Origin of the sequence: Actinomadura montaniterrae (assembly GCF_008923365.1) — a bacterium.
GTDB lineage: Bacteria > Actinomycetota > Actinomycetes > Streptosporangiales > Streptosporangiaceae > Spirillospora > Spirillospora montaniterrae.
This window is the reverse complement of the sequence record NZ_WBMR01000032.1, coordinates 13,104-36,975: the sequence shown is the minus strand read 5'-3', so window position 1 is coordinate 36,975 and position 23,872 is coordinate 13,104. Positions and strand designations below refer to the sequence as shown.

17 protein-coding genes are annotated in these 23,872 nt (G+C 73.6%); 10 read left to right on the top strand and 7 right to left on the bottom strand.

Annotated features, from left to right (window positions below; translation table 11 throughout):
* Positions 1-32: 32 nt before the first annotated feature.
* Positions 33-884, bottom strand: a complete 852-nt coding sequence (panB, locus tag F9B16_RS14390) for a 3-methyl-2-oxobutanoate hydroxymethyltransferase (RefSeq protein WP_151540550.1) — start codon at positions 882-884, stop codon at positions 33-35.
* 226 nt (positions 885-1,110) lie between these two features.
* Here panB and F9B16_RS14385 point away from each other — a divergent pair, with 226 nt between their 5' ends.
* The 3 genes from F9B16_RS14385 (at position 1,111) to F9B16_RS14375 (ending at position 5,609) form a co-directional block, all read left to right on the top strand.
* Positions 1,111-2,682 (top strand): MFS transporter, encoded by a 1,572-nt coding sequence (locus F9B16_RS14385; protein ID WP_225991622.1) that lies wholly within the window; start codon positions 1,111-1,113, stop codon positions 2,680-2,682.
* Between the two features lie 15 nt (positions 2,683-2,697).
* Complete coding sequence (locus tag F9B16_RS14380) at positions 2,698-3,288, top strand: TetR/AcrR family transcriptional regulator (protein WP_151540549.1); 591 nt, start codon at positions 2,698-2,700, stop codon at positions 3,286-3,288.
* 215 nt (positions 3,289-3,503) lie between these two features.
* Positions 3,504-5,609: a SpoIIE family protein phosphatase gene (locus F9B16_RS14375; RefSeq protein WP_151540548.1), complete on the top strand. Its 2,106-nt coding sequence runs from the start codon at positions 3,504-3,506 to the stop codon at positions 5,607-5,609.
* A gap of 240 nt (positions 5,610-5,849) precedes the next feature.
* Here F9B16_RS14375 and F9B16_RS14370 read toward each other — a convergent pair whose 3' ends face one another.
* The gene (locus tag F9B16_RS14370) at positions 5,850-7,634 is read right to left on the bottom strand and encodes an NAD+ synthase (RefSeq protein ID WP_151540547.1); all 1,785 of its coding nucleotides are present in this window, start codon (positions 7,632-7,634) and stop codon (positions 5,850-5,852) included.
* Positions 7,635-7,669: 35 nt separating this feature from the next.
* Positions 7,670-8,932, bottom strand: coding sequence for an MDR family MFS transporter (locus tag F9B16_RS14365; protein WP_318839233.1), 1,263 nt, complete (start codon positions 8,930-8,932; stop codon positions 7,670-7,672).
* A gap of 72 nt (positions 8,933-9,004) precedes the next feature.
* Here F9B16_RS14365 and F9B16_RS14360 point away from each other — a divergent pair, with 72 nt between their 5' ends.
* Positions 9,005-9,991 (top strand): ArsR/SmtB family transcription factor, encoded by a 987-nt coding sequence (locus tag F9B16_RS14360; protein ID WP_151540546.1) that lies wholly within the window; start codon positions 9,005-9,007, stop codon positions 9,989-9,991.
* A gap of 141 nt (positions 9,992-10,132) precedes the next feature.
* On the opposite strand, the gene F9B16_RS14355 is transcribed toward F9B16_RS14360, so the two are convergent.
* A complete protein-coding gene (locus F9B16_RS14355; RefSeq protein WP_225991621.1) occupies positions 10,133-11,143 on the bottom strand; it encodes a terpene synthase family protein in 1,011 nt (336 codons plus the stop codon).
* Positions 11,144-11,326: 183 nt separating this feature from the next.
* Between F9B16_RS14355 and F9B16_RS14350 the strand changes: the two genes are divergently transcribed.
* The 5 genes from F9B16_RS14350 to F9B16_RS14330 all read left to right on the top strand — a co-directional run bounded on the left by F9B16_RS14350 (position 11,327) and on the right by F9B16_RS14330 (position 18,326).
* Positions 11,327-12,145, top strand: a complete 819-nt coding sequence (locus F9B16_RS14350) for a transporter substrate-binding domain-containing protein (RefSeq protein ID WP_151540544.1) — start codon at positions 11,327-11,329, stop codon at positions 12,143-12,145.
* The gene (locus F9B16_RS14345) at positions 12,142-12,975 is read left to right on the top strand and encodes an amino acid ABC transporter permease (RefSeq protein WP_151540543.1); all 834 of its coding nucleotides are present in this window, start codon (positions 12,142-12,144) and stop codon (positions 12,973-12,975) included. The genes F9B16_RS14350 and F9B16_RS14345 overlap by 4 nt, the downstream gene beginning before the upstream one ends.
* Positions 12,972-13,796, top strand: coding sequence for an amino acid ABC transporter ATP-binding protein (locus F9B16_RS14340; protein WP_151540542.1), 825 nt, complete (start codon positions 12,972-12,974; stop codon positions 13,794-13,796). The genes F9B16_RS14345 and F9B16_RS14340 overlap by 4 nt, the downstream gene beginning before the upstream one ends.
* A gap of 81 nt (positions 13,797-13,877) precedes the next feature.
* Positions 13,878-15,239, top strand: coding sequence for a glutamine synthetase family protein (locus F9B16_RS14335; RefSeq protein WP_151540541.1), 1,362 nt, complete (start codon positions 13,878-13,880; stop codon positions 15,237-15,239).
* Positions 15,240-15,257: 18 nt separating this feature from the next.
* On the top strand, positions 15,258-18,326 hold the full coding sequence (locus F9B16_RS14330) for a bifunctional [glutamine synthetase] adenylyltransferase/[glutamine synthetase]-adenylyl-L-tyrosine phosphorylase (protein ID WP_151540540.1): 3,069 nt from the start codon (positions 15,258-15,260) through the stop codon (positions 18,324-18,326).
* Positions 18,327-18,370: 44 nt separating this feature from the next.
* Here the strand turns inward: F9B16_RS14330 and F9B16_RS14325 are convergent, their stop codons facing one another.
* Positions 18,371-19,174 carry a phosphatase PAP2 family protein gene (locus F9B16_RS14325; RefSeq protein ID WP_225991620.1) on the bottom strand — a complete coding sequence of 268 codons (804 nt, stop codon included), beginning with the start codon at positions 19,172-19,174 and terminating at the stop codon, positions 18,371-18,373.
* 319 nt (positions 19,175-19,493) lie between these two features.
* Here F9B16_RS14325 and F9B16_RS14320 point away from each other — a divergent pair, with 319 nt between their 5' ends.
* A complete protein-coding gene (locus tag F9B16_RS14320) occupies positions 19,494-21,149 on the top strand; it encodes an alpha/beta hydrolase (RefSeq protein WP_151540539.1) in 1,656 nt (551 codons plus the stop codon).
* Positions 21,150-21,171: 22 nt separating this feature from the next.
* Here F9B16_RS14320 and F9B16_RS14315 read toward each other — a convergent pair whose 3' ends face one another.
* Positions 21,172-21,564, bottom strand: a complete 393-nt coding sequence (locus tag F9B16_RS14315) for an OsmC family protein (protein ID WP_151540538.1) — start codon at positions 21,562-21,564, stop codon at positions 21,172-21,174.
* 99 nt (positions 21,565-21,663) lie between these two features.
* Positions 21,664-23,871 (bottom strand): DEAD/DEAH box helicase, encoded by a 2,208-nt coding sequence (locus F9B16_RS14310; RefSeq protein ID WP_225991619.1) that lies wholly within the window; start codon positions 23,869-23,871, stop codon positions 21,664-21,666.
* Position 23,872 lies beyond the last annotated feature (1 nt).

Here is a 23,872-nt window from a genome sequence, read left to right as displayed (position 1 = left end):
CCCTCCCGGCCCTCGCCGGTCGGCGGGCGAACTCAGTGGTAGGTGTGCTCGGGGGCGGGGTAGGCGCCGCTGACGACCTCTTCGGCGTAGCTGCGCGCGGCGTCGCCGAGCACGGTGCCGATGTCGGCGAACTTCTTGACGAACTTCGCGGTGTGCGGGGTGAGGCCGGCCATGTCCTGCCAGACGAGCACCTGCGCGTCGGTCTGGTTGCCGCCGCCGATGCCGATCGTCGGGATGGACAGCGACGAGGTGACGCGCGCGGCGAGGTCCTCGGGGACGCACTCGAGGACGACGGAGAACGCGCCGGACGCCTCGAGCGCCTTGGCGTCGGCCATCAGCTCCTCGCCGGCCTGGCCGCGGCCCTGCACCCGGTAGCCGCCGAAGACGTTGACGGACTGCGGGGTGAGGCCGAGGTGGCCCATCACGGGGATGCCGGCGGAGACCATCGCCTCGACCTGCGGGAGGATGCGGCGGCCGCCCTCCACCTTGATCGCGTGCGCGCCGGTCTCCTTGAGGAACCGGGTGGCGGCGGAGAGGGCCTCGGGGACGCCGGTCTGGTATGAGCCGAACGGCAGGTCGGCGACGACCATGGCGCGCTTGGAGCCGCGGACGACGGCGGCGGCGAGCGGGATCAGGTCGTCGACGGTGACCGGGATGGTCGAGTCGTAGCCGTAGACGACCATGGCGGCGGAGTCGCCGACGAGGAGCACGGGGATGCCGGCCTCGTCGAAGATCCGCGCGGTGAGGGCGTCGTAGGCGGTGAGCATCGGCCACTTCTCGTGCCGCTCCTTGGCGGCCGCGATGTCGCGTACGGTGACCCTTCGCCCGCCGGTACCGCCGTAGAGTGCGGTCGGCTGCGCGGGCGGCGCTACAGATGAAGACATGCAGAACCTCCGGTCTTGAGGCGCCACGGTGGCGTACCCAGACGGATCCGATGGTGCCACTTCGAAAACGATTCGGGTAGCCCCCGAGATTCCCGGATCTTCCGGGCGCCGGCCGGAACAAATTACGAAACGCTACGGTTGCGTATCGGTGTAGGGCGGCGTACGCTCCTTACGAAACGAGACGTACCCGTATCGCATTCCCTCCGTCCACGATCCAAGGAGCGCTGTGGACTCCCAGACCGTCCAGCGGCGCCGGTGGTACATCCTCGGCGTGCTGACCGTGAGCCTGCTGGTGGTGGTGCTCGACAACACCATCCTCAACGTCGCGCTCAAGACCATCGCCGACCCCGAGAAGGGCCTCGGCGCCACCCAGAGCCAGCTCGAGTGGTCGATCAACTCCTACACGCTGGTCTTCGCCGGGCTGCTGTTCACCTTCGGGGTGATCGGCGACCGGATCGGCCGCAAGCGCGTGCTGATGGGCGGCATGGCCGTGTTCGCCCTCGCCTCGCTGGCGTCGGCGTACGCCCAGTCGCCCGACCAGCTCGTCTACGCCCGCGCCCTGATGGGCCTCGGCGGCGCCGCGATCATGCCGCAGACGCTGTCGATCATCTCCAACGTCTTCGAGCCGCACGAGCGCGCCCGCGCCATCGGCATCTGGGCCGGCGCCGTCGGCCTCGGCGTCGCCATCGGCCCGCTCACCGGCGGCCTGCTGCTCGCCCACTTCTGGTGGGGCTCGGTCTTCCTCATCAACGTGCCGGTCATCGTCGCCGGCGTCACGCTGATCGCCTTCCTGGTGCCCGAGTCGCGCAACCCGAACCCCGGACGGCTCGACCCGATCGGCGTCCTGCTGTCGGTCGTCGGCCTGGTCGTGGTGTCGTACGGCATCATCCAGGGCGGCGACAAGGGCGAATGGCTGACCCTGGGCACGCTCGGCCCGATCCTCGCCGGGCTCGCCGTCCTCGCCCTGTTCGTCTGGCACGAGGCCCGTACCGCCTCGCCCGCCTTCGACGTCCGGCTGTTCAAGGACGCCCGCATGTCGGCCGCCGTCGCGTCCATCGCGCTGTGCTTCTTCGCCGCCACCGGCGTGTTCTTCTTCACCAGCTTCTACATGCAGTCCGTGCGGGGGCTCAGCGCGCTGGAGTCCGGCGCGATGGTGCTGCCCTTCGCGGCCGCGCAGCTGATCTTCTCGCCGCGCAGCGCGGGCATGGTCCGCCGGTTCGGCGCCAAGGCCGTCTGCACGTCCGGGCTGCTGCTGGTCACCGTCGCGCTGGCGAGCTACCAGTTCGTCGGCACCGACACCCCGATGTGGATCCTCGGCGTGATCTTCTTCGTGCAGGGCGCCGGGATGGCCAACGTGATGCCGCCCGCCACCGAGTCGGTCATGTCCGCGCTGCCGCGCGAGAAGGCCGGCGCCGGATCGGCCGTCAACAACGTCGCCCGGCAGGTCGCGGTCGCGATGGGCGTCGCCGTCCTCGGCTCCGTCGTCGCGTCCGTCTACCGCGGCGACCTGCACGACCGGCTCGCCGCGCTGCCCGCCGGCGCCCGGCAGGCCGCCGGCGAGTCCATCGAGGGCGCGCACGCCGTCGCCGCCCGGATGGGCACCGCCGGCCACGGCCTGATCGGCCCCGCCGACACCGCGTTCGTGCACGCCATGCACACCGCGTCGATCGCCGCGGCCGTCGTGTCCTTCCTCGGCGCCCTGGTCGTGCTGAAGTGGATGCCCGGACGCGCCGCCGCCCCGGCCGAGGCCGGGCAGGCGGAGCAGGCGGCTCCGGAACCGGAGAAGGCCCGCGTGTGAGAACGTGAGCATGCCATGAACGACACGACGACCAACCGCGCCCCGGGACGTCCGCGCAGCGAGCGGGCCGAGAAGGCCATCATCGAGGCCACCCTCGACCTGCTCGCCGCGGAGTCCGGGGTGGCCGGCGTCTCCATCGAGGCGGTCGCCGCCCGGGCCGGCGTCGGCAAGACGACGATCTACCGGCGCTGGCCCAGCAAGGAGGCGCTGATCGTGGGCGCGCTCGGCGCGGCGAAGGGCGAGCTGCCCGCGCCGTCCGGCGCGTCCGCCCGCGAGGACCTCCTGGAGATCGCGCGGACCTTCGCCGCCGAACGCAAGAAGCGGTACTCGCGCTGCTTCTGGAACGTGGTCGGCGGCGCGGAGAAGTACCCCGAGCTGTACGCCCGCTACAAGCAGGACGTCATCGAGCCGCGCCGCGCCGTCATCCGCGAGGTGCTGCGGCGCGGCGTCGAGACGGGGGAGCTGCGCGCCGACCTCGACATCGAGGCGGGCATCTCGATGCTGACCGGGTCGCTGTCCACCAAGACCCCGCAGGAGACCTTCCCGGAGGGCTACGCGGAGACCGTCGTGGACCTCCTCCTGACCGGGATCGGGGCCCCGTCCTGACCGGGACCGGGGCCCGTCCTGACCGGATCCGGCGGCGCCGGCGGGCGCCGCGGAGGGCCCTGCCCTCGGGAGATATCGCCCGGGAACCCGCATACCGCACGCTTTTCGGCGCGGTAACCGTGATCTTCTCCCGCCGATCACGCGTCATGCCCCATACTGTCGCTGGGTAGTGCTAAGACGACCGGCTGTCTGGAGCGCGTCAGGTGAGATCCGTCATGGCGCCGCGAGGCGATGCGCCCGCCACCGATTCGGCGTCCCGGACCCTGGTCCTGGGCATCGACGGGGGACGGCGGATCGTCCAGTGCGGACCCAACAGCGCGGCCGTCATCGGCCGCGCCCCGCAGGAGCTGATCGGCCGCCCGGCCGCCGACCTCGTCGCCGACGAGGCCAAGGCCGAGCTCGAGACGCTGCTGGAGGCCCTGGCCGCCGGGCAGGAGCGCACCGCCGTGCTCGCCGTCCCGCGCGGCGACGGCGGCCCCTCCCCGGACGCGGTCGTCACCGCCCAGCCGATGCTCGGCGGCGAGACCGGCACCGGCCCCGCCGGCCTGCTGTACGTGCGGGTGCCGCTGCCGCCCAGCGAGCGCTACCAGGACCCGGCGCTCATGCGCCGCGCCCTCATGGACGACCAGCTCACCCGGTTCGGCGCGTCCCTCGACCTCGACCAGTCCGCGCGCGGCCTCGTCGACGTCGTCGTCCCGCACTACTGCAACGCCGCGTCCGTGCTCGTGCTGGAGAGCCTCGTCGCCGCCGACGAGGTGCACAGCGAGTCCGGCGCGGCCGTGCTGCGCCGCATCGCCGTCACCTCCGACGACGGCAACCCCGCCTGGGGCGCCACGTTCCCCGTCGGCGAGGTCCTCGTCTTCCCTGAGGGCACCCCCTACCGGCAGGTGATGGAGACGGCCCAGCCCGTCCACCTGCCGCACATCGACGCCGACGCCGCCGGCGACATCGGCGCCAAATGGCGCCGCCGCCCCGCCGGCGACCTGCTCAGCGGCGTCTCCATGGTGCTGCTGCCGATGATCGCCCGCGACACCCTGCTCGGCTTCATCGCCTGCACCCGCATCCCCGGCTTCCGCAAGTTCGACGCCTACGACGTCGAGATCGGCATGGAGTTCGCCGCCCGCGCCGCCATCGTCATCGACAACGCCCGGCAGTTCAGCCGCGAGCGCTCCACCGCGCTCGCGCTGCAGCGCAGCCTGCTGCCGCTGCGGCTGTCCGCGCCGTCCTCGGTCGAGGTCCGGCACCGCTACCTGCCCGGCAGCAAGCTCGTCGAGGTCGGCGGCGACTGGTACGAGTCGATCGCGCTGCCCGGCGCCCGCGTCGCCCTCATCGTCGGCGACGTCGCCGGGCACGGCGTCCGCGCCGCCGTCACCATGGGCCGGCTGCGCACCGCCCTGCACACCCTCGCGAACCTCGAACTGCCGCCCGCCGACGCCCTGCACGTCATGCACGAGCTGATGATCGAGCTCGGCGAGCAGGAACCGCACTTCGCCACCTGCGTGTACGCGGTCTACGACGCCACCACCGGCACCATCGAGATCGCCTCCGCCGGGCACCTGCCGCCGCTGCTGGCGAGCCCGTCCGGCGACAACGAGTACCTGACCGTCCCGCCCGCGCCGCCGCTCGGCGTCGCCGGCGGCGCCGCCATCGAGAGCCGCGAGTTCACCGTCGAGGACGGCAGCCTCTTCGTCATCTACACCGACGGCCTCGTCGAGAACCGCGGCCGCGACATCGACGACGGCCTCGCCCGCCTCAAGGGCATCTTCGGCCCCGGCGCCGCCGACCGCCCGATGGAGGACCTCGCCAAGGCCACCCTCGCCGGCGTCTACGCCGACCAGCACCGCGACGACATCGCCGTCCTCATCGCCCGGCTGCGCCGCATCCCCGAGGACCGGTTCGTCTCCTGGACGCTGCCCGCCGACCCCGCCGCCGTCCGGCGCGCCCGCGGCCTCGTCCGCACCCGGCTGGCGGAGTGGGGCCTGGACGAGCTCGACTACACCACCGAGCTCCTCGCGTCCGAGTTCATCACGAACGCGCTGCGCTACGCCCCCGGCCCGATCGAGCTGCGCCTGCTCTTCGAGCGCACCCTCGTGTGCGAGGTTCTGGACCGGTCCGCCGCGCTGCCCCGGCTGCGCCGCGCGGAGGACGACGACGAGAACGGCCGCGGCCTCCTCGTCGTCAGCCAGCTCGCGCACCGCTGGGGCACCCGCCGCACCGCCGCCGGCAAGGTCGTCTGGTGCGAGCAGATCGTCCCCGGCATCGACCCCGACCCGGTCGACCTCGACTCCAGCTGGCCCGGCGAATCACACCACCGGGAGTAACCCCCGCCCACGCCGCTCGAACCCCATGCGCGGGCGCGCGACGCGGGTGAGGGGCGACCGAGCCCCGGCGGGGCGAACCCCGGCCACCGGTCGCGGGCGGGCACGCGGAGCGAGTGCAGCGAGCGGAGCGGGCCCGCCCGTCGACCGGCAGGCCGTTTCGCGCGGAGCTCCAGCGGAGCGGGAAACGGCCTGCCGGTCGTGACGGGGGTTCCAGGGGGTCGCCCCCCTGGGAAGGCAGGGCTACTGCTCGCGCCAGCGGGTGGTGATGGGGAGGCGGCGGTCGCGGCCGAAGTTCTTCGGGGTGATCTTGGGGCCGGGCGGGTACTGGCGGCGCTTGTACTCGGCGAGGTCGACGAGGCGGATGACGCGGTCGACGAGGGCGGGGTCGTGGCCGGCGGCGACGAGCGCGTCGCGGCCGAGGTCGTGCTCGACGTAGTCGGCGAGGAGCGGGTCGAGGACGGCGTAGTCGGGCAGGCTGTCGCTGTCGCGCTGGCCGGGCCGCAGCTCCGCGGACGGCTCCTTGTCGATGATCACCTGCGGGATCGGCTCCTGCGCGAACGGGTGCAGGAACGGCAGGTCGACGCCCGCCTGCGTGTTGCGCCAGCGGGCGAGGTCCCACACGGTGGTCTTGAAGACGTCCTTGATGGGGCCGAAGCCGCCCGCGGAGTCGCCGTAGAGGGTGGAGTAGCCGGTCGCCAGCTCGCTCTTGTTGCCGCCGGTGAGGACGAGGTGGCCGTGCTCGTTCGACAGCCCCATCCAGACGTTCGCGCGGATGCGGGCCTGGAGGTTCTCGGCGGCGAGGCCGTGCAGGTCCAGCTCGGCCTCGAACGCCTCGACCATCCCGGCGATCGGGACGATCCGGGAGCCGATCCCCTGGCGCTTCACGAGCTCCTCGGCGTCGGTGACGGAGCCCTCGGAGGAGTAGCGGCTCGGCAGCAGGACGGCGTGCACGTTCTCCGGGCCGAGGGCGTCGGAGGCGATGGTGGCGACGAGCGCGGAGTCGATGCCGCCGGACAGCCCGAGGATGACCGAGCGGAAGCCGTTCTTGCGGACGTAGTCGCGGGTGCCGAGGACGAGCGCGGCGTAGATCTCCGCGAGGTCGTCGAGGGGCTCGGCGACGGTCTGCGGTGCGACGGGGTAGGCGGGCACCGGGTCGGCGGACAGCGCGAGCCGGTCGATGGTGATGGTGGTGCCGTCGCGGGCGTCGGCCGGGGTGCGGCCGGGCCCGGCGGCGGGGTCGGCGGCGGGCAGCGCGAGGTCGGCGACGAGGAGGTGCTCGACGAACTGGGGCGCGCGGGCGAGCAGGGAGCCGTCCGCGCCGACGATGACGGAGTCGCCGTCGAAGACGAGCTCGTCCTGGCCGCCGACCGTGTTGACGTAGGCGAGGGCGCAGCCGGCCTCGCGGGCGCGCGCGGAGCACAGGTCGAGGCGGACGTCGTCCTTGTTGCGTTCGTAGGGGGAGGCGTTGAGGACGAGCAGGAGCCCGGCGCCCGCCTCTCCGGCGACGCTGACGGGGCCGCCGTCCTGCCAGAGGTCCTCGCAGATGGCGGTGGCGACGTCAACGCCGTGGACGCGGACGACGGGGAGCCGGTCGCCGCGGACGAAGACGCGGTACTCGTCGAACACCCCGTAGTTGGGGAGGTGGTGCTTGGCGGTCCGGACGAGGACCTCGCCGCCGTGCAGCCAGGCGGCGGCGTTCAGCGGCAGGCCGGACGGCTGCCCGGCGCGGACGAGGCCGACGGGCGGGCGGTCGAGGTGGCCGGTGACGACGGGGAGGTCGCCGAGGCCCTCGGCGGCGAGCCGGGCGGCGACGCGTTCCAGGGCGCGGCGGGACGCCTCGACGAAGGAGGCGCGCAGGGCGAGGTCCTCGACCGGGTATCCGGTCAGCATCATCTCGGGGAACGCGACCAGGTGGGCGCCCGCGCCGGCGGCGCGGGCGGCCCAGTCGACGATCAGGTCGGCGTTGCCGTCGAGGTCGCCGACGGTCGGGTTCACCTGCGCGAGCGCGATCCTGAGCTGTGCCACGGCCCCAGCCTAGTTCGGCGCACGCAGTCTCGTCACTATGACGAAAAGGTGGGGTCGATCACTGCGGCGCGCCGCCTGCGGATCGCCGGCGCGAGCGCGAGCTGCCCGGCGGCGGCGCCGAGTGCCAGGCCCGTGCAGCTCAGCCAGAGCAGCGCCGGACCGCCGGCGCCGAGCAGCTGGGTGCCGCCGAGCGGCGCCAGCAGGAACCCGCCCGACCACGCCATCCCGTACAGGCCGCTGTAGCGGCCGCGCAGGTGCGGCGGCGCGAGGTCGGCGACGACGGCCTGCAGCACGGACGCGGCGGTGATCTCGCCGAGCGTCCAGACGAGGATCGTCGCGGTGAAGCCGGCCGTGGAGGACGCGAGCGCGGTCAGCCCGTAGCCGGCGCCGACCAGCACGAACCCGGCGACCATGACCAGGCTGTGGTCGCGGCGGCTCAGCCACGCGTTGACCAGCGGCTGCACGATGATGATCAGCACGCCGTTGGCGGCGATCGCGATGCCGTAGTCCTGCGGCCCGAGCCCGGCCTCCCGCATCGCGAGCGGCATCGTGGTCATGCCCTGCATCAGCACGAACGTGTAGCACAGCATGACCGTCGCGTAGCCGACCATGACCCGGTCGCGCAGCACCTGGACGAACCCGCCCGGCCCGTCGCCGTCCCGGCCGGCGCCGCGCACCCGGGTCTCCGGGACGGCGCGCCACACCAGCAGCCCGAACGCCGCGCAGGTGGCGGCGTCGATCCAGAACAGCAGCTGGAACCCCTCGCGGGCGAGGGTGCCGCCGAGCACCATCGAGAACGCCCAGCCGAGGTTCACCGCCCAGAACAGCAGCCCGAACGCGCGCGGCCGCTCCGCCGGGGAGATGATGTCGGCGACCATCGCCTGGGCCGCGGGCCGGTACATGTCGAGGAGCAGGCCGAGGACGAGCGCCGCCACGATGATCGTCACGATCCCGTGCGCGTAGCCGAGCGCCAGCATCGCCGCGCCGGTGCCGACCGTCGCGCCGGTCAGCGTCGCGCGCCGGCCGAGCCGGTCGGCGAGCGCGCCGCCCGCGAGCTGCCCGCCGAACGAGCCGGCGCCGAGCACCGCCATCACGGCGCCCGCCTGCCCGAGCGACAGGCCCCGCGCGGTGGTCAGGTACAGGCCGAGGAACGGCTCGACCATCGTGCCGAGCCGGTTGAGCAGGGTGCCCGCCCACAGCACCCAGAACGTCCGGGGGAGACCGCCGACCCGCGGCCGCAGGAACGCCGCGATCCGCCCCGGCGGGGGACCGACAGGAGTGTCGTCCAATGTGGTCACTTGCACGATGGTCCGGGAACGCCGCGGACCGCGGCACTGATTTAGTCTGGGCTAAATGACCGAGGTCGTGCCGTGATCGAGTTCGTGTTCGCGCCGGACGACGCCGCCCGCGTCCGGTTCGCGTTCTCGCCGCTGTGGGAGCTGGTGCGCAGCCTGCGGGTGCTCACCGACCCGTCGGGGCACGCCCTGCACCTGCCGTGGGTGCACGGCGTCCGGCCCCGGCTGCGCGGCCTCGACATGGGGCCGCTGCTGGCGGCCGTCCCGTCATGGGGGTACATCCCCGACTTCCTCACCCCGCCGCCGGACACGCCGCTGCCCGACCTGGACGCCGAGCTGGAGGTCGTCCGGAGCACGCCGCCCGAGGTCGTCGCCGCCGAGCTGCTGTGGACCGAGCGCGGCGGCCGGGCCGGGCCCGAGCGCCTCGCGATGGCCGCCGAGCCCGAACGGACCCTGGAGACCCTCGCCGGCCTGCTGGAGCGGTACTGGGCCGCCGCCGTCGAACCGTACTGGCCGCGGCTGCGCGACCTCCTCGAAGGGGACGTCCTGCGCCGCACCCGCGCGCTCGCGGCGCACGGCACCGCCGGGGTGTTCGGCGACCTGCACCAGGACGTCTCCTGGCGCGCGGGGACCCTGATGATCGACCGGCGGTGGGACTTCCGCGGCGAGCTGCTCGGCCGCGGCCTGCTGCTCGTCCCGAGCGCGTTCGTGTGGCCGAACGTGTCGGTGATGGTGCCGCCCTACCAGCCGATGCTCAGCTACCCGCCGACCGGCGTCGCGACGCTGTGGGAGACCGGCCGCGACCAGGGCGGGGGCCCGCGCGCGCTCGCCGCGCTGATCGGCCGCCGCCGCGCCGAGCTGCTCACGGCGCTCGCCACGCCCGCGTCCACGACGGAGCTGGCCGCCCGGATGGGCGTGACGGCGGGCGCGGTCAGCCAGCACCTCGGCGTCCTGCGCGCCTGCGGCCTCGTCACCGGCCATCGCCTGGGCCGCCGCGTCCTCTACGCCCGCACCCCCACCGGCGACACCCTCGCCGACAGTGCCGGTCGCACAGCTCTTTGACCCTGGCCCCACGGCGACCCGAGCGTTGCGATCGCGAGCGAAGCCGGATTCGAGCGAAGCGAGAATCCGATCGCGCAGCGAGCCCCCGGGTGAGCCGGAGCGATGCAGCGATCGCCGCAGGGCCCGCCGAAGGAGGGCGCCCTAGCGCCCGACGCCAAGGGCTCTGCAATCAGAAAGAGCGTCCAGGCGGAGCTGGGCGGGGGCGGCGGACTCGTAGCGGCCGGATTCGGCGAGCCAGTCCATGTGGGCGCGCGGGGTGTCCAGCAGGACCTTGACGACCTGCGCGGCGGCGGCGCGCTGCGCGACCGTCAGCTGCAGCCGGTCGAGCATCTCCGGCAGCCGGCGGGCCGCCTTCCACGCCTGGTCCAGCCGCGCCGCGATCTTGTCGGTGACCATGGCGGCCGCCTGCTCCGGGGCGAGCCGGTGCGCGGACGCGAGGACGGCGGGCAGCCCGTGCACGTCGCCGCGGGCGGTCTCCATCTCGTGCGAGGCGAGGTCGTTGGACCAGGCGACGACGTCGGCGACGCTCTCGGCGACCGTCAGCCAGCGGGGCGTGCGCAGCAGCCGCGCCGGCAGCTCGACGCCGAGCACCGGCTCGACGAGGTCGTACAGGAACGGGCCGCAGGCCCGGCGGCGCAGCGCCGGGAACTCCACCGGCGTCGGGACGTGCCGGATGCGCCGGTTGACGGCCTCCTCCGCGCAGCCGTCGCGGTGCGCCTCCAGCTGCAGGATGAACCGGCGCCGCCAGTCCCGGCTCATGCCCTTGGACGTGGCCTGCCAGAGCTCGACCAGCGCGGACTCCAGCGGGCGGGCGCCGGGCCGGGCGTGGCCGCGGCGCATCGCGCGGAGCAGGTCGTCGTACAGGGCGTGCACGGCGCTGCCGCTGTCGGAGAGCGGCGGATGGTCGAGGGTGTCGTCCAGCGCGAGCGCCCAGGTGAGCCAGCGCGCGAACAGGTCGACGGCGGCCAGGTCCGCGTCCGGGAAGACGCGGGCGGCCAGTCGCTCGCAGCGGGCGCGGCCGAGCGGCGAGGTGTCCGGATCTCCGAGCACCAGGCCGCGGCCGCGCGCCCAGGCCTCCACCTGCGCGCCCAGCTGCCAGGACTCCGGGTGCATGGCCGACGGGGCGGCCAGCGCGGCGGCCCGGTCGGTCATCGAGAGAAGAAGAGAGATGTCCACGACACGGCCCACGCTAATGATCAACGTCCGGGCGGACCATGATCGCAACGTCAATTCTCGGGAAACGCCGGGCGCGCAGGGTCAGCGTGGGGTATGCCGTGCGCCCGGGCCGGCATGGCATAGTTCGGTGATCGCGAAGAGCTCGACTCAGGAGGAATCGTGTCCAGACGGACCAGGCGTTGGGCACTGGGCGCGGGCGTCGCCGCCCTGGCGCTGACCGCTTCGGCGTGCGGCGGCAGCGACGGCGCGACCGTGCAGGGCGTCAAGCTGATCAAGAAGGGCGCGCTGACGTCGTGCACGCACCTGCCCTACCCGCCGTTCCAGGTGGAGCAGGGCGGCAAGGTGGTCGGCTTCGACGTCGACATGATCGACCTCGTCGCCAAGAAGCTCGGCGTCACGCAGAAGGTCGTCGACACCCCGTTCGAGACGATGAAGACGGGCGCGGCGCTGAACGCCGGCAAGTGCGACATCGTCATGGGCGGCATGACGATCAAGCCCGACCGGGTGAAGTTCATGGACGTCAGCGAGCCGTACTTCGACGCCACGCAGTCGCTGATGGCGAAGAAGGGCAGCGGCATCACGAGCCTGGAGGACGTGAAGTCCAGGAAGCTGAAGCTCGGCTCGCAGGCGGGCACCACGGGCGAGGACTTCGTCAAGGGCAAGGGGTTCGACCCGTCCTCGTTCGACAACTCCAACGCCGAGCTGGACGGCCTGCGCACCGGCCAGGTGGACGTGATCGTGCAGGACGACCCGGTCGTGAAGGGCTGGCTGAAGGACCCGGCGAACGCCAAGTACGAGATCGTCGCGAACCTCAACACCGGCGAGCAGTACGGGTTCTGGATCCGCAAGGACCACAACAAGAAGCTCGTCGAGCTGACGAACCAGGCGATCGAGCAGGCGAAGCAGGACGGCACCTACAAGAAGATCTACGAGAAGTGGATCGGTCCAATGCCGGCCGCCGCCGGTAAGCCGTCGTGACCGCGGACGAGGCGGCCCTCCCGGCGCGCTCCGGCGGGCTGTCCCGCCGGAGCCGCCGGCGGCTGTCGCTCGGCGGCCAGTACGGGCTGTTCGTCGTCATCGTCGTGCTGATCGGCGCGCTCGCGAACTGGCGCCAGCTGCACACGAACTTCGCCAACTGGCAGGTCGCCAAGGGCCTGTTCCCCGACATCATCACCGTCGGGCTGCGCAACACCGCCCTCTACACGGCGGTCGGGTTCGGCATCGGGCTGGTGCTGGGCCTGGTCATCGCGCTGATGCGGCTGTCGCCCGTGCTGCCGTACCGCTGGTTCGCGACGGCCTACATCGAGATGTTCCGCGGCCTGCCGCTGCTGCTGATCTTCATCTTCGTCGGCGTCGGCGTACCGCTGGCGTTCCCCGGCACGACCATCCCGGGCGGCGCGGTCGGGCAGGCGGGCCTCGCGCTCGGGCTGGCCGCCGCCGCGTACATGGCCGAGACGATCCGGGCCGGCATCGAGGCCGTCCCGCGGGGGCAGCTGGAGGCGGCGCGCTCGCTCGGCATGTCGCAGGGCCGGGCGATGCGGTCGATCATCCTGCCGCAGGCGTTCCGGATCATCATCCCGCCGCTCACCAACGAGCTGGTGCTGCTGTGCAAGGACTCCTCGCTGGTGCTGTTCCTCGGCATCACGCTGGAGCAGCGCGAGCTCACCAAGTTCGGCCGGGACCTCGCCGGCCAGCAGGGCAACACCACGCCGATCATCGTGGCGGGCATCTGCTATCTGATCATCACGATCCCGCTGAGCCTGCTGGCCAGGCGGCTGGAGGCGCGGCAGCGCAGGGAGCAGCGATGACCACGTTGGACACGCCCGGCGCCGGCCGGGCCGTCGAGATCGGCGGGCTGCGCAAGTCGTTCGGCGCGAACGAGGTGCTGCGCGGCATCGACTTCCACGTCGAGCGCGGCGAGGTGGTGTGCGTCATCGGCCCGTCCGGGTCGGGCAAGTCGACGCTGCTGCGCTGCGTGAACCTGCTGGAGGAGCCGACCGCGGGGACGGTCCGGGTCGGCGGCGTGGAGGTCACCGACCCCGACGTCGACATCGACGCGGTGCGCCGCCGGATCGGCATGGTGTTCCAGTCGTTCAACCTGTTCCCGCACCTGACCGCGCTCGGCAACGTCACGATCGCGCAGCGCAAGGTGCTGAAGCGGGACAGGGCGGAGGCCGAGCGGATCGCCCGGGAGAACCTGGAGCGGGTCGGGCTCGCCGACAAGGTGGACGCCTACCCCGCCAAGCTGTCCGGCGGGCAGCAGCAGCGCGTGGCGATCGCCCGCGCGCTCGCGATGGGCCCCGAGGTGATGCTGTTCGACGAGCCGACGTCCGCGCTGGACCCCGAGCTCGTCGGCGACGTGCTCGGCGTCATGCGCGGCCTCGCCGAGACCGGGATGACCATGCTCGTCGTCACCCACGAGATGTCGTTCGCGCGCGAGGTCGCCGACCGGGTCGTCTTCATGGACGGCGGCGTCGTCGTCGAGGAGGGCCCGCCGTCCCGGGTGATCGCCGATCCGGAGCACGAGCGGACCCGCGCCTTCCTGTCCCGGGTGCTCGATCCGGCGGCCGCGCGGGTAGAAGGTTCCGGTCCGTCGGATAAGTTCGGTTCTGACGGGGCGAACGCGTAACGTCGCGGTAACAGCGTCCGGGCATACTGCAGGTCGGGCCGGACAAGTGCGGCCGGCACCGCGTCACCGAGGGAGAAGGCTTTGGACCGTCAGCAGGAGTTCGTGCTCCGCACGCTGGAGGAGCGCGACATCCGCTTCATCCGGCTGTGGTTCACCGACGTGCTCGGGTTCCTGAAGTCGGTGGCCGTGGCGCCCGCCGAACTGGAGGGCGCCTTCGGCGAGGGCATCGGGTTCGACGGGTCGGCGATCGAGGGCTTCGCCCGCGTGTACGAGGCCGACATGATCGCCAAACCGGACCCGTCCACGTTCCAGGTGCTGCCGTGGCGCTCGGAGTCGCCCGGCGTCGGCCGGATGTTCTGCGACATCCTGATGCCGGACGGCACGCCGAGTTTCGCCGACCCGCGCTACGTGCTCAAGCGGGCGCTGGCGCGCGCCGCCGACCTCGGGTTCACCTTCTACACCCATCCCGAGATCGAGTTCTTCCTGCTCAACGACAAGCCGGAGGACGGCCGCGAGCCCGACCCGGCGGACGCGGGCGGGTACTTCGACCACACCCCGCACAGCGCGGCCCACGACTTCCGGCGCAACGCGATCATGATGCTGGAGTCCATGGGCATCTCGGTGGAGTTCAGCCACCACGAGGGCGCCCCCGGCCAGCAGGAGATCGACCTGCGGTACGCCGACGCGCTCACCACCGCCGACAACATCATGACGTTCCGGCTGGTGATGAAGGAGGTCGCGCTCGACCAGGGCGTGCACGCCACGTTCATGCCGAAGCCGTTCACCGAGCACCCCGGCTCCGGCATGCACACCCACATGTCGCTGTTCGAGGGCGACCGGAACGCGTTCTACGAGCCGGGCGCGGAGTTCAAGCTGTCCAAGGTCGGCCGCGCGTTCATCGCGGGCGTGCTGCGGCACTCCGCGGAGATCACCGCGGTGTGCAACCAGTGGGTCAACTCCTACAAGCGGCTGTGGGGCAACGTCGGGTCCGCGGCGGGCGCCGGGGGAGAGGCCCCGTCCTACATCTGCTGGGGCCACAACAACCGGTCGGCGCTCGTCCGGGTGCCGATGTACAAGCCGCACAAGGGCCACTCGACCCGCATCGAGTTCCGGTCGCTGGACACCGCCGCCAACCCCTACCTGGCGTTCGCGGCGATCCTCGGCGCCGGCCTCAAGGGCATCGAGGAGGGCTACGAGCTGCCGCAGGGCGCCGAGGACGACGTGTGGGCGCTCACCCCGGCGGAGCGGCGCGCGCTCGGCATCGAGCCGCTGCCGCAGAACCTGGACGAGGCCGTCCGCGCGATGGAGCGCAGCGAGCTGATGGCGGACGTCCTCGGCGAGCACGTGTTCGACTTCTTCCTGCGCAACAAGCGCCAGGAATGGGAGGACTACCGGCGGCAGGTCACCGAGTTCGAGCGCAAGAGGCTGCTGGCGGTGCTCTGACCGGAATACGGTTGGAACGTGAGCGAGCCGTGGACCACCGATCGTCGCCGTCCCTCCCTCGCCGGCCGGCTGGCGCGGCTCGGTTTCACCGACGCCGGGCACGCCGAGCGGCTGCTGGCGGAGGCCGAGCGGGACGCCGGCGCGGGGATCGGTGACGATCTCCTCGACGCCCTCGGCGGCACCGCCGACCCCGATCTCGCGCTGAGCGGGCTGCTGCGGGTGCTGGCGTCGGCGGACGAGCGCGGCGCCGGGACGGACCTGCGCGCCGCGCTGCGCGCCGAACCGGGCACGCGGGAGCGGATCGCCGCCGTCCTCGGGGTCAGCGACGCCCTCGGCGACCACCTCGTCCGGCATCCCGGGCACTGGCGGGTGCTGCGCGACGACGGCGCGCCCGGCGAGCCGGACGAGCCGGACGCACCGCGCCGCCCGTCCGCGGGGGCGCTGCGCGCGGCGCTGCTGGAGGCGGTGGGCGCCGACCCGTCCGCCGAGGACCCGGTGGCGTCCGGCGCGGGCACGGAGACGCTCGTCGCGCTGCGCGCCGCGTACCGGGCGCGGCTGCTGTCGCTGGCGGGCCGCGACCTGATCGGCGCCGCGGACGTCGCCGAGGTCGCCGCCGAGCTGGCCGACCTCGCCGCCGCCGCGCTGGAGGCGGGCCTCGCGGTCGCCCGCGCGGAGGTCGGCGGGCACGCCGCCTGCCGTCTCGCGGTGATCGGCATGGGCAAGTGCGGCGGCCGGGAGCTGAACTACGTCAGCGACGTCGATGTGATCTTCGTGGCGGAGGCCCGCGAGGGCGAGGACGAGGACGCCGCGCTGCGCACCGCGACCCGGCTGGCCTCGGCGATGATGCGGGCGTGCTCGGCCTCGACGGAGGAGGGCGCCCTCTGGGACGTGGACGCGGCGCTGCGTCCCGAGGGCAAGGCGGGCCCGCTGGTGCGGACCCTCGCCAGCCACCGCGCCTACTACGAGCGGTGGGCCAAGACCTGGGAGTTCCAGGCGCTGCTGAAGGCCCGGCCCGTCGCCGGGGACGCCGGGCTCGGCGCCCGGTACATGGACGCGATCACCCCGATCGTGTGGGAGGCCGCCGAGGGCGAGAGCTTCGTCCAGGACGTCCAGGACATGCGGCGCCGCGTCGAGAAGGACCTGGACCGCCGCACCGGCGACTCCGAGCGGCAGCTGAAGCTCGGCCCCGGCGGGCTGCGCGACGTCGAGTTCGCGGTGCAGCTGCTGCAGCTCGTGCACGGCCGCGCCGACGACACGCTGCGCAGCCCGAACACCCTGGACGCCCTCGCCGAGCTGTCGCAGGGCGGCTACGTCGGGCGCGACGACGCGGCGGCGCTGACGTCGGCGTACCGGTTCCTGCGGCGCGTCGAGCACCTGATCCAGCTGCACCACCTGCGCCGCACCCATCTCGTCCCGGACGACGAGGCGGACCTGCGGCGGCTCGGCCGGGCCCTCGGGCTGCGCACCGACCCAGTCGGCGAGTTCACCGCGCTGTGGCGGCGGCACGCCCGCGAGGTCCGCCGCATCCACGAGAAGCTGTTCTACCGGCCGCTGCTGCGCGCCGTCGCGCGGCTCCCCGGGGAGGAGGCCCGGCTCACCCCCGAGGCCGCCCGCGCTCGGCTGGAGGCGCTCGGCTACGCCGACCCGGCGGGCGCCCTGCGGCACATCGAGGCGCTGACCTCCGGCGTGTCGCGGCGCGCGGCGATCCAGCGGACGCTGCTGCCGGTGATGCTCGGCTGGTTCGCCGACGCGCCCGACCCGGACGCCGGGCTGCTGGGGTTCCGGCAGGTCAGCGACGCGCTCGGGACCACGCCCTGGTACCTGCGGCTGCTGCGCGACGAGGTGACGGTCGCCGAGCGGATGGCGTGGGTGCTCGGGTCCAGCCGGTACGCCACCGACCTGCTGCTGCGCGCCCCGGAGGCGGTGGCGCTGCTCGGCGCCACCGACGGGCTGGCGCCCCGCCCGCTGGAGGCGCTGCGGGCCGAGATGCTCGCGGCGGTCCGGAGGCACGCCGAGGGCGGCGGGCCCGCGGAGGAGGCGGTCGCGGTCGTGCGCGGGCTGCGCCGCCGCGAGCTGTTCCGCGTGTCGGTCGCCGACCTGCTCGGGCTCGCCGAGGTGGAGACGGTCGGGGAGGCCCTCACCGACATCGCCGCCGTCACGATCGAGGCCGCGCTCCGCGCCGCCGTCACCAAGATCGAGATGGAGGCGCGGGAGCCGCTGCCGACCCGGGTGGCGGTGGTCGCCATGGGCCGGTTCGGCGGCCACGAGCTCGGCTACGGCAGCGACGCCGACGTGATGTTCGTCCACGACCCGCACCCCGGCGCCGACGAGCGGGCCGCGGGCCGCGCGGCGCACGCCGTCGCCGAGGAGCTGCGCCGGCTGCTCGCGCTGCCCGCCCCCGACCCGCCGCTGGAGATCGACCCGAACCTGCGGCCGGAGGGGCGGCAGGGGCCGCTCGTCCGCACCCTCGCCTCGTACGCGGCGTACTACCGGCGCTGGTCGCAGCCGTGGGAGGCGCAGGCGCTGCTGCGCGCCGACCCCGTCATCGGCGACCCGGGGCTGTGCGAGCGGTTCCGCGCGCTGATCGACCCGATCCGCTGGCCGGAGGACGGCGTCGGCGACGACGCGCTGCGGCAGATCAGGAGGCTGAAGGCGCGGATGGAGTCCGAGCGGCTGCCGCGCGGCGTCGACCGCCGGCTGCACATCAAGCTCGGACCGGGCGGCCTGTCGGACGTGGAGTGGGTCGCGCAGCTGCTGCAGATGCGGCACGCGCACGACGTCCCGGCGCTGCGCACCACCCGGACCCTCGCGGCGCTGGAGGCGGCGGCGGAGGCCGGGCTGCTCGACCCTGGCGACGCGGAGGTGCTGACGGACGCGTGGTGCCTGGCGACCCGGATCCGCGGCTCGCTCATGCTGGTGCGGGGCCGGGCGTCGGACCTGCTGCCGACCGACCACCACCGGGAGCGCACCGCCGTCACCCGCGTCCTCGGCTACCCGGGGACGGGGGACCTGCTGGAGGACTACCGCCGGCACGCCCGCCGCGCCCGCGCCGTGGTGGACCGGGTCTTCTACGGCGCCGAGGCCTGATCAGCGGGCGCGGGTGATCCCGCCCGGCGCCCGGCCGGGCAGGGTCAGCAGCGTGATCCCGCGGCCGGGTCGGCGCGGCGGGCGGCGCCGCCGCCGTGCGGGTGCCGGATCCGCTGGACGGCCCGGTCCCGCAGGTCGATGACGGGCTGCGGGCAGCGGGTGTAGAGCAGCCAGGCGACCCCGAGCGACCCGCCGATCAGCGCCATCCCGACGACGGCGTCCAGCACGTAGTGGTTGGCGGTCGACAGGATCACGAACACGGTGGTGGCCGGGTAGATCACCCCGAGGACCTTCGCCCAGCGCTGCGAGACGAACTTGACCAGCACGAACCCGCACCACAGCGCCCAGCCGGCGTGCATCGACGGCATCGCCGCGTACTGGTTGGTGAGGCTGCCGGACGCGTCGCTGGAGTACAGCCCGAAGGAGTGCAGCGCGGTGACCGGGTCGACGAACCCGGCGCTGTGCAGGAACCGCGGCGGCGCGAGGGGGTAGAGCCAGAAGCCGATCAGGGCCAGCGCGGTCGCCGCCATGATGCCGGTGCGCAGCCAGCGGTACTCCCGCGGCCGGTACCGGTACAGCCAGACGACGACCAGCGCCGTCAGGATGAAGTGCATGGTGGCGTAGAACATGTTGGCGGTGCGGGCCAGCCACGGCACGTTGATCAGCGTCTTGTTCAGGCCCAGCTCCACGTCCAGGCCCAGCAGCTTCTCCGCGTGCAGGATCTGGTAGGCGTGCGTGAACGCCGGGCCGGTGCCGTCCTGAACCAGGACGATGCGCGTGAGCGTATAGCCCGTGTAGAAGAGCACGAGCAGGAGCAGCTCGCGCCACACCGGCGGCGCCGTGAGCACCCGGGGCCGCTTCGTCGCGGCGCTGCTTCGCGGCTCACCACGGCCGGTGCCGGACCGGCCTCGGTGCGCTGCTGGGGGGGCGGAATGAGCCATGCTACCTATCTTTGCCTCGCGGCCCCCTTTTGAGATCACCGCCGCGAATGGTCTTCGTCTCAGACCTGAGTAGTACGACCCTGACGCGGCATCCGGACTTTCGGGGGAGGGGCCCCGGGGTGCCGGGGTCCTGCCTCCGTTTGGAGCCTGTGAACTTGATCAGGAATCAGCATAGGAGGCCATGGGTAGATCACGTTCGGCCCCCCACGAACGAGCAGGGGGACGAATGGCCTCGATCGGGTCCATACCCGGCATTGCGACGGCAAGCACGGCCACGCTGGCCGCTTTCGGACTGATCTCGTGCTCCGGGTGGACGGACCGCCCGGGCCGGGCGGCGGCCGTCAACGCGGCCGCGACCATCACGGGCGGGACCGGCACGGACGGGACCAGTACCCACGAAACCGGCACCGACGGGACCGGCACCGACGGGACCGGCACCGATGATGGGGCCGGTGCCGGCGGGACCGTCCCGGCGGCGGAGTGGAAGCGCTGCACCGGCCTGCCGGCCCCGGAACCCGGCACCTCGCAGTCCCGCTACCGGTGCGCGACCCTGAAAGTCCCCCTGGACTACGCCGACCCGTCCTCAGGGACGATCGGCCTCGCGCTGGTGAAGATCCCCGCGACGGGCCCGGGCCACCGGATCGGGTCGCTGCTGTTCAACTTCGGCGGGCCCGGCGGCGACGGCGTCGACACCCTCGCGCAGGCCGCGTCCGAGTACACGACCCTCAACGCCCGCTACGACCTGATCGGCTTCGACCCGCGCGGCGTCGGCCGCAGCTCCCCGGTCACCTGCGTGAACGACCGGACGATGGACCAGATCACCGCCGAGGACGACACGCCCGACACCTCCGCCGAGGAGACCGCCTACCTCGCGCGCCGCGCGTCCTACGCCAAGGCGTGCGAGGCGGCGTCGGGGCGCCTGCTGCCGCACGTCGGGACGCTCAGCGCCGCCCGCGACCTGGACGCGATCCGCGCCGCGGTCGGCGACCCGAAGCTCAACTACTTCGGGATCTCCTACGGCACCTGGCTCGGCGGCAACTACGCGCACCAGTTCCCCGGAAACGTCGGCCGCGCCGTGCTGGACGGGGCCGTCGACACGCGGCTGACCACCGCGGACCTCGGCCTCCAGCAGGCCGCCGGGTTCCAGCACGCGCTGCTCGACTTCGGCGCGGCCTGCGCGCGGCTCGGCGCGAAGGCGTGCCCGCTCGGCGGCGACGGCGAGTCCGTCGCGGCCGCCACCGGGAAGATCCTCGCCGGCCTCGACCGCAAGCCGCTCAAGACGTCCGGGGGCCGCCGGCTCACCCAGAGCCTCGGCGACACGGGCGCCGCCGCGGCCCTCTACACCAAGCAGGCATGGCCCTACCTCGCGCAGGGCCTCGTGGACGCCGTCAAACGCCACGACGGGACGCTCCTGCTGATGCTCGCCGACCTGCAGAACGGCCGCAAGAACGACGGCACCTACGACAACCTGACGGCCGCGAACACCGCGATCACCTGCGCGGACGGCACCGACCGCTACACCGTCGCGGACGTCCGCCGGCTCATGCCGAGGTTCCGCAAGGCGTCGCCGGTGTTCGGGCCGTCGATGGCGTGGGGGCTGCTGCAGTGCACGGGCTGGCCGGTGAAGGGCGACGACGCGGCGCGCGAGGTGTCCGCGCCGTCCGCCGCGCCGGTCCTGGTCGTCGGCAACACCGGCGACCCCGCCACCCCGTACGCGTGGGCGTCCGCGCTGGTGAGGTCGCTCGGCGGCCGCGCCGCGCTCCTCACCCTCAAGGGGGAGGGGCACGGCGCGTACGACACCGGCGACGCCTGCGTCCGCCGCGTCGTCGACTCCTACCTGCTGGACGGCCTGCTCCCGGCGGACGGCGCGACGTGTGACTGACCCGGTGCCGGCCGAGGCGGGGTCAGACGATCTGGTCGACCTTCATCGGCTCCTTCAGCGCGTTCCCGACCGTGCAGTACCGGTCGTGGACGCGCTTCGCCACCGCCTTCAGGACGTCCTCGGCCTTGTCGTCGCCTTCGGGCAGCTCGACGTCGTAGGTGACGGTGATCGTGCCGAGCTTGCTGGTCTCGACCTTGTCGGCCTGGACGGTCGCGGCGAGCCGCGCCATCCGGTGGCCGCGCTGGGCCGTCAGCGGCTCCACGGTCACCAGCTCGCAGCCGCCGAGCGCCGCCAGCAGCAGCTCGACCGGCGTGAACGCCCCCTCGGTGTCCCCGTCCCCGATGGCGACGCGGGCGCCCCGCCCGTTGACGGCCTGGAAACCGTCCTCGGTGCGCTCCACCCTGACCTCGGCCATGTCATCCCCTCCGATCCTCGGCGGCCCGTACCGGGCCCGCCTGCCCGAACACGCCGGGCACGATGCTTCTTCCCGCCCTCACGGCGCCGTGCCGCGCGCTCACGGCGCGGTGCCGAGCCGCTCCTGCTCCTCCTGGACGATCTGCCGCGCCAGCGCCTGCTCGGAGACGTCCACCGCGTCCGGCGTGCGCTCCGCGAGATCGCTGCGGCGCGCGTACTCGTCGAACAACCGGGCCTTTCCCCGCAGGATCCGCAGCATCCGCTCGTCCACCCCGCGCGGGGTGAGCAGCCGGTGGACCTGGACGGTCCGGGCCTGCCCCATGCGGTGCGCGCGGGCGATCGCCTGCTCCTCCATGGTCGGTTTCACCTGCGGCTCGCAGATGATCACGACGGAGGCGGCCTGCAGGTTCAGGCCGACGCCGCCCGCCTGGATCTGCGCCAGCAGCACCGCGTGCCCCGGCTCGGCCGTGAAGTCGTCCACGAGCTGCTGGCGCCGCGCCGCCGGCATCGAACCGGAGATCGGCCCGCGCGCCGCCGGGCCGACCATGAGCTCGACGGCCGCGAGCACGTCCCGGAAGTAGGAGAACACCACGACCTTCAGCCCGTTGCGGTCCGCCTCGTCGACCAGCTCGGTGAGCCGGGCCAGCTTCGCCGACCGCTTCGGATCGGCGTACGCGGCGCGCCGCATGGCCATGAAGTTGCCGTCCGCGACGGCGCGCCGGTAGGCGGCCTCGTCCGCGGCGCTGAACTCCTCCCACTCCTCGATCTCCTGTACCTCGGGCAGCTCCACCAGGACGTCGCGCTGGTTGCGGCGCAGGTACGCGGGCGCGACCGCCTGCCGGAACGCCCGCGGCCCCACCGCCGCGTCGCTCGGCCTGATCGACGGGACGAGGTCCGGCCGCAGGTGCCCGACCAGGCTGCGGAACTCCTCGACGCGGTTCTCCATCGGCGTCCCGGTGAGGAACAGCACCCGCTCGACCCGCGCGCACCACGCGGCCACCGCCTTCGCCCGCCGCGTCTCCGGGTTCTTCGCGTAGTGCGCCTCGTCCACCACGACCATCGCGACGGGGACCCCGTCCGGGACGTCCAGCGCGTGCAGCGTGTCGAGCGTGGTCACCGCGATGCCGCCCGCGTCCGCCCAGGCCGCCAGCGCCGCCGCCCGCCCCGGCCCGTGCAGCGGATGCGCCGCCAGCCGGCTGCGGTCCTCGATCTCCCGCACCCAGTTGATCATCACGCTGGCCGGGCACGCCACCAGGAAGTGCGTCGCGCCCTCCGCGCGCAGATGCGCGATCGCCGCGATCGCCTGGACCGTCTTCCCCAGCCCCATCTCGTCGCCGAGGATCACCCGCCGCTGGACGAGCGCGAACCGCGCCCCGAACGACTGGTAGCCGCGCAGCGACACCCGCCGGTACGTCTCGTCCAGCGGCTGCGCCTTGACCCGCGCGGCGAGATCGTCCGGCAGGTACCCCTCCGCCGCCGCCCGCTCGGGGCCGACGGCGGCCAGCTCCGCCAGCAGCGTCTGGTAGTCCGACCCGCGCAGCTCGTAGTCGATCCACGCCTCGTCCGCCGACACGCCCGGACGCAGCAGGTCCACCGACGCCTGCGCGATCATCAGGTGCGCGTCCCGGGCCCGCTCGACCGCGTCCGCCAGCTCCGCGAGCGCGCCGCGCGCGCGTTCCCGGCGCGCCGGGCCCGCGAAGACGCGCCGCCACCACGACGCCGCGGGCAGCGCGTCGTGTACCAGCGGGCTCAGCCGCTCGTCCAGCTCGTCGGCCGCCTTGCGGGCGCGGGGCAGGTCCGGGCCCGCGTTCACGAGCCGGTGCAGCGCCACCACCAGCGCGGACGTCGCCGGATCCCGCCGCCCGGCGTCGATCCGGATCCCCGCCGCCCGCTCCGCCGCCTCCGCCAGGCTCCCCGCCGCCGCCCGGATCTGCGCCGCCGTCTGCGGCCCTACGCCCGGGATCAGCTGCAGCCGGTACTGCGTCGCGTCCAGCACGTCCAGGACGCTCGTCAGCCCGGCCTGCTCCAGCGGCGTCAGGCGCAGCCGTCCGTCCGTCACGTCCTTCAGCCGCGCGACCGGGATCTCCGCCAGCTGCCCGCGCGCCGCCTCCGCCCGCAGCGGCCCCAGCGCCTCGTGCACCTCCGCGACCGCGCGCCGATGATCGGTGATCAGGGCATGGGCGGCGTCCAGCAGAACGCGACCGTTCCGCAGGACCTCCTTGGGCTCGCCCGCCATCCCGCCCGCCGCTCCCTCCGCCGCGATCTCCCGGCACATGATGCCAGCGCCGCGCCGCCGCACCGCCCGCACG